Origin of the sequence: Natronogracilivirga saccharolytica, from assembly GCF_017921895.1 — a bacterium.
Taxonomy (GTDB): Bacteria; Bacteroidota; Rhodothermia; order Balneolales; family Natronogracilivirgulaceae; genus Natronogracilivirga; species Natronogracilivirga saccharolytica.
In genome coordinates this window covers 395679-408275 of the sequence record NZ_JAFIDN010000002.1, presented here as the reverse complement: position 1 = coordinate 408275, position 12597 = coordinate 395679, and the positions used below count along the sequence as shown (strand labels likewise).

Genomic DNA, 12597 nt, shown 5'->3' with positions numbered 1-12597 from the left:
TTACACTTAACCCGCACTGCCTTGCCGTTTCATAAACCGCGCTTGCATTCAACTGCATCACCCGGTGATCATACCCACAAACCGGGTCTGAAAAAAAACTGGAGACAGTTTGCACTGCTTGTTCTGATCAACGCTTTTGTCGGTGGCATGGTCGGACTCGAGCGCACCATTCTGCCTGAAATTGCCGAGTCTGACTTTGGCATTGCCGCCCGATCTGCGATTTTTTCATTTATTGTAGTCTTCGGAATCACCAAAGCACTGTCAAACTACTTTGCCGGTCGTTTTGCCCAGAAATTCGGGCGCAAGAACATGCTGGTGACCGGATGGTTGTTTGGCCTTCCCGTTCCCTTCATGCTGATGTTTGCTCCCGAATGGAGCTGGGTTGTAGCCGCCAATGTCCTGCTGGGCATCAATCAGGGACTGGCGTGGTCAGCTAATGTCATCATGAAAATTGACCTGGCCGGTGAAAAGGACCGGGGTCTTGCCATGGGGCTGAATGAGTTTGCCGGCTATCTGGCTGTGGCGGCCGTTGCCTTCCTGACGGGATGGATTGCTGCAGAATTCGGCCTGAGACCATATCCGTTTTACCTTGGTATCGCCCTGGCTGTGGCGGGACTCGGCATGTCTCTGTTCATCGTACGTGATACCGCTCCATTTGTCGCTTACGAGTCCGGAAATGACAGCCGCATCCGAAAGAAGAAAAACCTTTTCAGGGAAGTCACATGGGGCAACCGGAGTCTGATGGCTGTTTCTCAAGCCGGCATGATGACCAACTTCAAGGACGGCATGGCATGGGGCGTTTTTCCGATGTTTCTGGCGGCTTCCGGACTATCCATAAGTCAGATTGGTGTCATTGCAGCTGTATACCCTGCGTTCTGGGGAATACTGCAAATTTTTACCGGCAAATTATCCGATTATACCGGGCGCAGACATATGCTTTGGACCGGAATGCTGGTTCAGGGAATCAGTTTGCTGCTTTTTTCCGTACTTGAAAGCTACTCGGCATTCATTCTCGTGGCAGCACTCCTTGGAACTGGCACGGCTATGGTTTATCCAACCTTTCTCGCCGCTATTGCCGATCTCACACATCCGCAGGACCGCGCAGAAAGCGTTGGCGTCTTTCGCTTGTGGCGGGACGGAGGTTACGCCTTCGGAGCCATTTTTTCAGGTATTATTGCTGATATGTTTGATCTGCATTTTGTAATCTTCATCACCGGACTGCTTATTATAGCCTCCTCAATTTGGATGTTTTCAGGAATGAAAAAGTCACATTCAGAACGCCGCAACTGACACGTTATGCCGGCCACCACCGGCATCGGCATAGCTGCATTTTTTTCCTTGTTACCAGTAGAACAATCCGGCATAAATAATTATACTGACACATCGTTAGTTGTAAGTATGTTAAAGATATAATGATATCTTCTTCTGTTGCACAATCAATGACCGGCAGTTACCGTCAGTCCGGATCTGTAATGGCTTGCCGGCAACTGAAACCCGGCCGGTCATTGCCATCTTTTACTGAATCAATACTTCCGGATGACGTGATTATCCGGTTATATCACTCTTATGAAGACCTGCAATAATCAGCTCAAGATACCGGATCAGCGTTCGCGACAATCTCTTACCGGGTCAGAGTTCCTGACCCGGCAGCAGGATACCATTGCAACGCTCTCAGATTTCTTTCTGCGTCATGAGGAAGATGAAAGAGTTTACGGTATGCTTAGCCGGCTGGTCAGGGATGTCCTTCAGGTGGACGGATGCCTGGTTCTGCAGCGCATTCCGGAATCCAATCAGGTAAGGCTCTATTCCGCCTGCGGCTTCTGCGAAATGGACAAGCTGGAGACAACCAACTGGATCGAGAATCCACACCTGCAGACTACCATGGACAGCTCCGGGGTGATTGCGGTTTCGGACTTTTCCGAATCCGAAGTATACTATCCGCCCGATCGTGAATGTTTTCGCGAATTCCGGTCATCCATGAGCACCCGCATACCGGGTGAAGATAGTGCAAGCGGCGTTCTTGCCGTTTATGACCGCAATAAAAAAAACTTCCTGCAGCATGAACAGGATTTTCTGAAAACAATTGCGAACATGCTGGCCGGCAAACTTGCCAGGGATGCCAAGGACAGGGAGCTGAAAAAGAGCGAATCACGATCCAAAGCCATTCTGGACACCGCTGTTGACGGCATCATAACTATTGATGCCAACGGCAATATCGGATTGTTTAACAAGGCGGCACAGGAAGTTTTCGGATACAGGGAAGATGAGGTTATCGGTAAAAATGTCAGCATGCTCATGCCGGAACCGTTCCGGTCGGAACATGACCGGTATATTGAGCAGTACTCATCAACCGGACAAAAAAGAATTATCGGCAGCAGCCGTGAAGTCACCGGCCTCCGCAAGGATGGTACCACATTCCCGCTCTATCTTGCCGTCAGTGAGTTTCACATCGACAACAAACGGCACTTCACCGGGATTGTCAGGGACATAACGGAACAGCGGAGCCTGGAACAGGAAGTCCTGAATACAAGTGACCATGAGCGCAGGCGCATCGGGCAGGATCTTCACGACGGACTGGGACAGATGCTCACCGGCATCGGGCTGATGAGTCAAAGCCTGAAAAACAGGCTGAAAAATGAGCATTCGGAAGCCGCGGAACAGGCCGAAGAAATTACACGTCTGATCAAAGATGCCGATCAATATGCGAGAAACCTGTCGCGCGGCCTGCTGCCGGTTGACTTTGAAGTCCGGGGACTTGTCACCTCTCTGGAACGGCTGGCACAAAATGCCGAAAGACTGTTTGGCGTTACCTGCACTTTCAAGGAAAAAAACGCCCCGGTTTTTCACGACAACTCCGCTGTAGAACATCTCTTCCGGATAGCCCAGGAAGCCATCAGCAATGCAGTGAAGCATGGACTTGCCGATAGTGTGCTGCTGGATCTCGATGCAGACAATCACGCTGCTGAACTTGGCATCTCCGATAACGGCAAGGGTTTTTCACCAAACTGGCAGGACAAAAAAGGTTCCGGCCTGGATATCATGCAGTTTCGTGCCCGGCTGATAGGCGCCACTCTTGACATTCAGCACTTTGATAACGGTACCCGTATTGTCTGCAAGATTCCGGCTTCGGAATCATCTTACAGTCTGGACAGTGCCGGTGCGGAAACCTCTTGAACGATCATCACTCAATGGCAATCATATGGGTCATAAAATAGTTTTGGTTGAGGACCACCCCATGATGCAAAAAGGGATGGAGATGACGCTTCAGACAGAGCCTGATTTTGAGGTTGCAGGCATGGTGTCCACAGCTGAAGAGGCCTTCGGACTGATCGAAGAGACCAGGCCTGATATCGCCGTTGTCGATATTTCTCTGCCAGGCATGAATGGCATTGAGCTCATACGGCATTTGCGTTCCGGTTATCCTGACCTGCGCATTCTTGTTGTTTCCCGGCATGAGGAGGAGTTGTTTGCCGAACGTGCCGTCAGGGCCGGAGCACAGGGTTATATCATGAAATTGCATGCCGGCGAACAGATTGTAGATGCCGTACGCCGTATTGCAAATGGCGGACTCTATCTCAGTGAAGCGGTAAGCCAGAAACTGCTAATGGGAATTTCATCCGCTTCAGATAACAAAAATGCCTCTCCGCTGGAACGACTTACTGACAGGGAACTGGAAATATTCCGGTTGATCGGCCGCGGGAAACCGGCCAAAGAAATTGCTAAACGCCTCAATATCTCCCCGAAAACCGTCGATACCTACAAATCGCGGATCAGTGAAAAGCTCAATATACCCGACAGGGCGTCGCTGCTTCAGCAGGCCATGCATTTTGTCAATGAGAAAGAGTTGTAGGATTTTTCACTACAAAACAACGCAGGAGATTTCCTACCTCATATTCAGGGTATAGCCTATTACCTGATAACGAATAAGTAAAGAAATTACAGTTGACTTCTTGTTGCCGGTACTCCTTACCGTGGTCAAAGGAAATCAGCTGAAGTTTCGGATGATTTTTCGTAGTTCGGAATAAACGCTCTCCTCTGACTACACGAATTTAACACATTAATCGGCAAAAAATTCGAAGCGATTATCAAGTTTTTTGAATTAAGTTTCTTAAACACTAAAAAGTATATTAACGTCTAATCTGACAGAGTTTACCTTAGGCTCTGTTTATAAATTTTTTCTTTATGCTTACAAACCGAATCACACCATATCTTCTCACCCTGCTGTTTTTCTTTGCAGCCGGACAGTTTACCCAGGCTTCCGCCCAGACATTCACCATCTCTGATGAATCACATATGTACATTTACGGATCGGCCAATGTTACCGACTGGGATGCTGAAGTGAAGACCATCAACGGTGAAATAACGATTAATAACCCGGAAGGTAAAGACTGGTCCGAGGCCGAAGCCTCCTGGTTTGAAAGCGTCACTGTCAGCATTCCGGTTGGTGATATTGATGCTGACTCCCGGCGTATGAACAGAAACATGCATGAGTATCTTAAAGAGGATGACTATCCCGAGATCACATACAATCTGGTTGAAGCCGAAGAACTTGCTTCACTTGACAATCCGGGGTATAAGCTCACGGTCAAGGGAAATATCAGTGCTGCCGGAGCATCACACGAAATTGTTCATGATGTTGAAATCGCTGAACAGGAAAACGGCAGACTAGTTATCAGCGGTTCGCAAGATCTGAAAATGTCTGATTTCGGTATCGAACCTCCTACAGCCATGCTTGGGTCCGTACGCGCACGTGATGAAATGACCATCGAATTTGAGCTGATTCTGGAAAAATAATCCCCGGGGACCTATGAGTACCTTGTCCGAACACACCCTGTGGACCAGGTCACTTTTACTGTCTGCATGCTTCCTGTTCTTCGCCTTTTCTGAAGATGTATCCGGACAGGTCTATTTCGAAACACACGTAGACAGTAAGTTGTGGCTTGAAGGGTCTTCTTCCGTTCACAGTTTTGACTGTGTGGCCATGTCCATAGAGGGTACGGCCTACATGGAAAATTACGGGACGATGCGTAAGGACCCGGATATTGCCGGACAGGCTCATGATGGAGGCGGACCCTACGTCGAAACCTCATCTGCTGCCACACCAGCGCATCTGGCAGGCAATGCCGGAAGCGGTAACAGCAATGAAGGTTCACGGACGGACAATCACGCTTCCGGGGAAAGCGCCGGTTCCGGCGATCAGCCCGGGCTGAATGTCAATCTGAAAGTCCCGATTGAAAGTTTCGACTGCGGCAGGTCCCGCATGAACCGTGACATGTATGAGGCTTTGAAATCAGATGAATACGAATACATAACATTTGATTTTGAGAAGGCTGATCCAATCGAAGAGAACGGGTCCAAACCTGACTCACTTTTTGCCGGTGATTTCCGGGCTTACACCATTGAAGGTACACTGAATGTTGCCGGTGTCGATCGCAAGATCACCCTGATTACACAGGGGCGTTCGGAAGGGGACGGCAGATACCGGGTAAAAGGGCACAAAGAGATTTCCATGCATGATTTTGACATTGAACCGCCTACAGCACTTGGTGGACTGATCCGCGCTCATGAAGACCTTACTGTCTTTTTCGATCTCATTGTTCTGGCAAAGCAGGATAATCACTGACTTCAATTTCAGAAACCAAAAGCCCGGTTCACATGTTTCTAAAAAATGCTTTTTACTTTTAGTGACGCTGATCGCCGCAAACTTATGCGAAACCAAACTCAAAAAGTGATTATACTGCATCTGATACATGTTTCAGATGCAAATAATGTGATCTGCAACATACAATGAAAGATGTAATAACCGATATATTACAACAGGCCCGCCGAGCCCCGTCCGTTCTGAACTCTCAGCCGTGGAGATTTCGCGTATGCGGGAACACCATTGAGCTGTATCTGAACAAAATTCCGGAGCTTGAACCGGTTGATCCGCACGGACGGCTTCAGCTTGCCAGTTGCGGCACATTCATTTCACATTTGTCCCATGCCATCCGGGAAAAAGGGTGGATGCAAAAAACAAGCTATTTTCCAAGATTCGAAGAAGAAAACCTTGTTGCTTTTATTAAGCTTAAGGGTCCCGGCGATCCTACAGATACTGAACAGGCACCAACTTCCCAAAAACGCTGCATCGAAAAAATCCAGCAGGATATAACACGTATTGCCCGTCAAAAGGATACCGAGCTGACGGTTCAAAATGATGATGAAAACCTGCGTTTCGAAAAATACTTCAGGTCGAACTGCGCCAAAAAGCTGGATACTGAGTATTTCAGAAATAGTCTGAATTTACTGCTCCGGTCAGAATCCGATTCCGACACCATCTATGAAGATGAAGTGATACTGTCCGACAGCTTTTTCAATAATTCTTTTACCGCAGGCAGTGGTTCCGGGATTCCGGAAGAATTAAAACACAGGTACTTTATACTGTACACCAGGACCGATAACCGGTACAATTGGCTGCGATCAGGCGAAGTGCTCGGAAACATGATGATACATCTCAGGCAATGTGAGGATGCAGGTATGATGGCGCTGCCTGTAATCAGCACCGATTGCTGCAGGAAATGGATCAGAGAGCAGATCAACCTTCCCGGTCACCCGCAATTTGTGTTGAAGATGCATCCGGTTAAACCAAGGGAGCATATGCAAAAACGACCCTTGCAGGAACTCATCAAACAGGGTTTCTGAGACAGCCACGGCATGTTCAGCACGTATAAATGCCAGCCCGTCCACTGAATTGCAAATTTTTCACGCCAGGGGATGTCACCACCGCTCCTTTACACCCTGTTAATTCAGAGCTTATCTCTTATCCTGTGAAATTGTTATAACTCGTTGAAGTGAAATTATTTCAGGCTTATGCTTGTTTTAAAGACAACGCTGTAAAAGAGTTATTATCTGCATCCAGATAACTTTCATAATCTTGCTCAAGAATCATACATTTCACCCGGAAAGCTATTTTCCCATGAACAAAATACTTACACCCGTCACCCTTTCCGTGATTCTTGGTCTGCTTGTATTTTCAGCCTGCAATAGCGAAACTGACGTCTCTGATGAAACCGACGCGACTTCAGTCACGATAGCTTCCGCGGAATACAGAGATCTATCACACAGGGTCCGGACATCTGCCAAAGTGGAGCCCTATCAACGGGTGTTTGTCGCCTCCCAAATTTCCGGGCTGGTCCGGCAAGTCTATTTTGAGGAAGGCGATCATGTTCAGGAAGGAGATGTCATGGCTGAAATCGATACCAGGCTTCAGCAGATCGAATTAAATCGTGCCCAAATAGTACTCGCTGAATCGGAAACAAACTATGAAAGGTCCAGGCAGCTTTACGAACGTGAGGCCATAAGCGAGTCAGAATACCTTGCTGACAAACGGGAATTTGAACTGGCTGAAAATGAAGTGGAAAGACTGGAACAACTTATCGACTACAGCTACATTACCGCACCCAAAAATGCCGTTGTAACGTCCCGTGATGTGGAAATTGGAAACAGTGTATCAGAAAATGAGCAGATTTTTGAAATTGTCGACATGAACAACCTTGTGATCAGACCCGGTATCTCGGAGATGGATTTGTCAGGCGTTGAACAGGGGCAAACCATTGATGTTACTCTTGATGTGTATCCAGACCACAAGTTTGAAAGCCAGGTCCGGCGTATTTTCCCTGATGTCGATGCTGATTCCAGGCTCTTTACAGTAGAACTTCAGGTGAAGCACTCTGATGAAGACCCGGTCATTCGTCCCGGCTATCTTGCCCGGGTTTCTTTTTCCGCAGACCATCAGGACCCGGCCCTTACAGTGCCGACAAGCGCTATTGCAGAACGGGATAATGAGACCGTTGTATTCCTGATTGATGAAAATCAAACGACGGTTACGGCTGCTTCTGTCGAAACGGGAGTCCGGCGTGACGGGTGGACCCATATCATCTCCGGTATTGAAGAAAATGATACTGTTGCAGCTGCCAACATAGATGCGCTTGACGATGGTTCTGCCGTTTCCGTTGTCGGAGAGTTTCGCAGATCAGGCTTCCGCGACTGACAAACCACTCTTATCCGGCATTAAATAAAAGCGCTGATTTATAATTTATTTATTTCTGACCCGAATGATATCATAACAGATCTTCGCCCGATATTGTTAGCTATATGACCGACTCTCAAAACAAACCCGGCAGCAACTTTCAGCACAGTGGTCTACCATCCATAGCCATCCGGCGACCGGTTGCCACACTCTCGCTGACTGCTGTTATTCTGGTACTGGGCCTTTTGTTTTCCGGACGACTACCCGTAGATTTGCTCCCACAGGCAGACTATCCCCACATAAGAGTAGTAGTTAATTACCCGGGGGTAACTCCGGAAGTCATCGAAGAACAGGTCACCCGACCACTGGAACGCAACCTTGCTGCAACTGAAAACCTGACGGAGCTGCATGGACGGGCATCTGAGGGCCGCAGTTATATTGAAATGTTCTTCGATTATGAAACAGATATTGACATTGCACTTCAGGATGCTTCCCGCCAGCTGGAACGTGCCCGGACCGAACTGCCTGATGGCATAGACCCGCCTCGTATCATGAAAATGGATCCGTCACAGGATCCGGTATTTGAGCTTGCCATCAGCTCCCCTGTCCGTGATCCCATTGAAGTACGGGACTGGGTAGATCAGCAACTGGCTCCTCAGCTGCTCTCGGTTCCCGGGGTTGGAACTATTGATATAGGAGGCGGGAAGGAGCGGGAAATGGACGTGGTGCTGGACCCGGAGCGGCTTCGCTCATACAGGCTGAACTTGCCCGACATCAGTGAATTACTGGAAGGCAGAAGTGTGGACAGAGCAGCCGGAAACATCACCTCTCCGGATTACGACATCATGGGGCGTATCGAGACGCGGTACCGGACAGAAGATGATGTCCGCAATACCCGGGTTAATATCGGCGGTATGAACCGGCGCATCAGCTTGTCTGATATAGCTGATATCAGTGACAGCCACCGCGAACAACGGTTATTTGCCCGGTTGAACGGAGATGATGCCGTTCAGATCTCCATCATGAAACAGCCGCTGGCCAACACATCGGCTACCATTGCCAATGTTAAATCACAACTTGAAGAGCTGAGGGCATCGGGCTTTATCACACCCGATCTTGAATACCATGTTATTCGGGATGAATCTTTTTTCATTGATGCCTCATTGCGCTCAGTCAGTATTGCAGCCATTATTGGCGGACTTCTGGCTATTTCAGTTATCCTTTTTTTCATCGGAAGCATCCGCAGATCTTTTATTGTCATACTCTCACTCCCCGTCGCTGTTATTGCCACTTTTTTACTCATGGCGATGAGCGGACTAACACTCAATGTCATGAGCCTCGGCGGCCTTGCTTTGGGTGTCGGACTGCTGATTGACAATTCGATCGTCATGCTGGAAAATATTTTCCGAAGACAAAATGAGGAGGGTGACTCCGCTGTCCAGGCTGCCCATAACGGCGCCAAAGAGGTAATCTCTGCCGTTACTGCAGGTACATTGACAAATCTCGCTGCAGTTTTACCTTTTTTGCTTGTCACAGGTCTGGCCGCACTGCTGTTTCGTGAATTGATTCTGACCATCTCTTTTGCCATACTTGCCTCCCTGCTGGCTGCCGTAACTCTTGTCCCCACACTTTCAGCACAATTCGCCGGACGCTCCGGAAACAGCGGGCTCAGCCGATCCCTCCCCGTCAGGCTATTTCATTCCGGTTTTCTGCGGGTTAGGAATCACTATACCACCTCACTTAAATGGCTCATCAGACGCCGGTTTTGGCTGATTACCTTTGCTTTGATTCTTCTTGGCGGCAGCATATATATTATTCGCGGACTCGGCACCGAATTTTTACCTCCTGTTGATGACGGCCGTATCACCATGCGCTTTGTGTTGCCAGCAGGAACTTCTGTTGATCCTACTTATGAAGCTTCAGAAATCATAGAAGACGCTATCCGGGATATGCCCCACGTGGAAACTGTTTACATGACGGTAGGCGGGTATTTCCGTGGGGGACAACTCTCCATTCGCGGTGGCATGATTGATATTACCGTTCAGCTTGTTCCCTTGTCGGAACGCAGAGGATATTCAGGGGAACGCTGGGCTTCCGAATTTTCTGAGAAAACGGATGAGATGGGGCTTCCTTTTGTCCAGGAACGAATACGCGGGCCACGCTTGCCTGGCATCCAAACCGGACTCCTTGATGCTGATATTGCTATTGGTGTGGTCGGACAGGATCTGGATGTTCTTGAAACCGAAGCCCGCGGAATCTTCCGGCAGCTTGAAGGAATTGAAGGCCTTGGCAGTATCCAGATTGGGCGGGAAGGACAAATTCCTCAGCTGATGATCCGCGTGGATGAGGAAAGAGCCGCAGATCACGGCATGAGTCAAAATGAAGTTGCTGATTTGCTCAATAGTGCCGTCGAAGGTGTTGTTCCCACACACTTCGTCGAAGGCGGTTTTGAATACAACGTCCGGGTTCGGTTTCCAAGAAGTGTTACCGGTTCAACGGACGGACTTTCCCGGATTCCTGTATTCAATACGGACGGACAATCCGTCCCTCTTGGTGCTCTTGCATCTTTTGAGGAAACAACCGGACCGGCACATATTGAAAGATTCAACCAGATCCGTGTTGTTTGGGTCAACACTACAGTCAACATGGAGGAAGCCACCGTTGGAGAAGTCGCTGACCGTATACGCAATCAACTGGAGGATATTGATTTGCCTGACGGATACAGTCTGATTTACGGTGGTGAACAAGAAGCAATCGAAGAATCAGAGAGATCGCTGATGCTTGCCATTGCTCTGGCAATTTTCTTTGTGTTTGTGGTTATGGCGGTTCAATACGAGAAACTATCCAGTCCGTTAGTCATTCTTACAACTTTGCCCTTTGCCTTAATCGGGGTTGGATTTATGCTTTGGATTACCGGATTATCACTTAGTGCTCCGGTACTGCTTGGTCTGGTTTTCCTGACCGGTATAATTGTGAATAATGCCATTCTGCTGGTTGAATTCATTGAAACAAACAGAGTAACCATGGGAGTTGAAGATTCCGTGATCCGCGCCGGTGAAATTCGTTTCCGCCCGATCATGATGACCACAATGACAACCATATTCGGAATGCTGCCATTGGCACTTGGAATAGGAGAGGGGTCCGAACTTTTGCAGCCCCTTGCTGTAACTGTGATAGGAGGATTACTGATCGGCAGTTTACTTACTCTGCTGTTACTGCCCGGTGTCTATGTTATTGCAGCCGATCTGCGAAATATTTTTAAAAAATAATCACTTCTGATCATAAAGCTCCGGCAAAGCAAAACGCAGATTGAGCTCATCTATTCTGCGTGCGGTATCTGAAAGGGTCTTGGAGTGAAATGTATTATACAAGTTCTCGCGGATCTCCGCCCATTCATCATGAACTGGACACGGCTCCTCGTTTCCGCAACCGGGCAGTCCAAGCAGGCATTCGCGAAACACCTTGATGCCATCAATAGCCAGAACCACATCCAGTATGGTAATCTCATCCGGGTCACGCTTGAATGCGACCCCGCCCCTGGGTCCCTTCATTGAAACCAGAAGTCCTGCCGAGGTGAGCTCCTGAAGTATTTTGGTCAAAAAATGAAACGAGATGTGCAGTTCCTTGCTCATCTTTCCAATGGGGACATATGCAGTGGACCGCGCAGTCTCTCTCGCTATGAACAATGAAGCGAGAATACCGTATGTACATGCTTTGGACAGTACCATATTGTTATTTTTAGTCAAAAAGTGCTTTAAAGTAAGACTGAATAGTCTGAAATAAAAACAGGAAAATTTACCGGCGCGGAAGCATTGCGTCGGCAGGAAACTAACGATTGAGCCAAATGGACAGCATGCCGGTCACCCATGATATCCCTATCCAGAATGCCCCCCAGTATGGCCAGGACGCCACATTGACATTTTGCAGAGTCTGCATGTCCGTTGGCTGCGCACTATCCGGACTGTCCGGGATCACAATGGACTGACGCGGATCCATATTGTGTCCGTAATCAAAGCCGATCATGAACAGCTCGGCGAGTCCCGCAAGAACAGCGGCAACAACCAGGAAAACCCAGAGCCAGGCCAGCCCACGGCTTCCGAACAACGCTACAAGAACCGAAAACACCATGATGCCGATAACCACCGCCTGAGTATACTCAAAATACGGAGTGTTGTAAGGATCCAGCTCCTCCAAGCCTATGTGTTTGCTTATAAAATTTATTGTTTCCAGATCACCTTCACTGTGACTTGTAATGTCATCAATCCAGAAATAGGCGCCGAAATCTTTTTCTAATGTAGGAGAGCTGAAAGTGATTGTCCAAACCGGCTGATAGAAAACCGGAATTAACAGAAGTGCTGCAAGTATAAAACCAAATCGGGCGGGTTTGGCCATGGCAATCGTGATGACGTACAGGTTTTGGTCTTGCTGCTGATTTCAACCAATAATATACAAGCTTTGAATAATATTCCCTTGGTAAATCAGCACTGACAGCAAAATTACAGTATGCTGCCTGGCCAACACAATCATCACGTTTTTTCTGCTCTGGAATTTGAATGCAAACAAATGGAGCCTGGATCACAACACCGGTT

Annotated in this window: 10 protein-coding genes; 8 read left to right on the top strand and 2 right to left on the bottom strand. The window is 48.3% G+C overall.

The window, feature by feature from the left end; all coding sequences use genetic code 11:
• The first annotated feature begins 42 nt into the window (after positions 1 to 42).
• The 8 genes from NATSA_RS03955 (at position 43) to NATSA_RS03920 (ending at position 11277) form a co-directional block, all read left to right on the top strand.
• On the top strand, positions 43 to 1290 hold the full coding sequence (locus NATSA_RS03955) for an MFS transporter (protein ID WP_246481662.1): 1248 nt from the start codon (positions 43 to 45) through the stop codon (positions 1288 to 1290).
• Between the two features lie 276 nt (positions 1291 to 1566).
• A complete protein-coding gene (locus NATSA_RS03950; RefSeq protein WP_210510593.1) occupies positions 1567 to 3174 on the top strand; it encodes a PAS domain S-box protein in 1608 nt (535 codons plus the stop codon).
• 25 nt (positions 3175 to 3199) lie between these two features.
• Positions 3200 to 3850 carry a response regulator transcription factor gene (locus tag NATSA_RS03945; protein ID WP_210510591.1) on the top strand — a complete coding sequence of 217 codons (651 nt, stop codon included), beginning with the start codon at positions 3200 to 3202 and terminating at the stop codon, positions 3848 to 3850.
• Between the two features lie 332 nt (positions 3851 to 4182).
• Positions 4183 to 4794 carry a YceI family protein gene (locus NATSA_RS03940; protein ID WP_210510589.1) on the top strand — a complete coding sequence of 204 codons (612 nt, stop codon included), beginning with the start codon at positions 4183 to 4185 and terminating at the stop codon, positions 4792 to 4794.
• Between the two features lie 13 nt (positions 4795 to 4807).
• The gene (locus tag NATSA_RS03935; RefSeq protein WP_210510587.1) at positions 4808 to 5623 is read left to right on the top strand and encodes a YceI family protein; all 816 of its coding nucleotides are present in this window, start codon (positions 4808 to 4810) and stop codon (positions 5621 to 5623) included.
• 164 nt (positions 5624 to 5787) lie between these two features.
• Positions 5788 to 6681, top strand: coding sequence for a nitroreductase family protein (locus NATSA_RS03930; protein ID WP_210510585.1), 894 nt, complete (start codon positions 5788 to 5790; stop codon positions 6679 to 6681).
• 274 nt (positions 6682 to 6955) lie between these two features.
• On the top strand, positions 6956 to 8029 hold the full coding sequence (locus NATSA_RS03925; protein ID WP_210510583.1) for an efflux RND transporter periplasmic adaptor subunit: 1074 nt from the start codon (positions 6956 to 6958) through the stop codon (positions 8027 to 8029).
• 104 nt (positions 8030 to 8133) lie between these two features.
• Positions 8134 to 11277 (top strand): efflux RND transporter permease subunit, encoded by a 3144-nt coding sequence (locus tag NATSA_RS03920; RefSeq protein WP_210510581.1) that lies wholly within the window; start codon positions 8134 to 8136, stop codon positions 11275 to 11277.
• Here the strand turns inward: NATSA_RS03920 and NATSA_RS03915 are convergent, their stop codons facing one another.
• Positions 11278 to 11736: an RrF2 family transcriptional regulator gene (locus NATSA_RS03915; protein ID WP_210510579.1), complete on the bottom strand. Its 459-nt coding sequence runs from the start codon at positions 11734 to 11736 to the stop codon at positions 11278 to 11280.
• Between the two features lie 100 nt (positions 11737 to 11836).
• Entirely contained in the window at positions 11837 to 12400 is a 564-nt protein-coding gene (locus tag NATSA_RS03910; protein ID WP_210510577.1) for a hypothetical protein, read from the bottom strand.
• Positions 12401 to 12597 lie beyond the last annotated feature (197 nt).

Excerpts from the sequence above, each read along its gene's own strand:
- NATSA_RS03930 (WP_210510585.1), top strand. The coding sequence starts at position 5,788 with ATGAAAGATGTAATAACCGATATATTACAACAGGCCCGCCGAGCCCCG.
- NATSA_RS03920 (WP_210510581.1), top strand. The coding sequence starts at position 8,134 with ATGACCGACTCTCAAAACAAACCCGGCAGCAACTTTCAGCACAGTGGT.
- NATSA_RS03940 (WP_210510589.1), top strand. The coding sequence starts at position 4,183 with ATGCTTACAAACCGAATCACACCATATCTTCTCACCCTGCTGTTTTTC.
- NATSA_RS03910 (WP_210510577.1), bottom strand. The coding sequence starts at position 12,400 with ATGGCCAAACCCGCCCGATTTGGTTTTATACTTGCAGCACTTCTGTTA.
- NATSA_RS03915 (WP_210510579.1), bottom strand. The coding sequence starts at position 11,736 with ATGGTACTGTCCAAAGCATGTACATACGGTATTCTCGCTTCATTGTTC.
- NATSA_RS03935 (WP_210510587.1), top strand. The coding sequence starts at position 4,808 with ATGAGTACCTTGTCCGAACACACCCTGTGGACCAGGTCACTTTTACTG.
- NATSA_RS03950 (WP_210510593.1), top strand. The coding sequence starts at position 1,567 with ATGAAGACCTGCAATAATCAGCTCAAGATACCGGATCAGCGTTCGCGA.
- NATSA_RS03945 (WP_210510591.1), top strand. The coding sequence starts at position 3,200 with ATGGGTCATAAAATAGTTTTGGTTGAGGACCACCCCATGATGCAAAAA.
- NATSA_RS03925 (WP_210510583.1), top strand. The coding sequence starts at position 6,956 with ATGAACAAAATACTTACACCCGTCACCCTTTCCGTGATTCTTGGTCTG.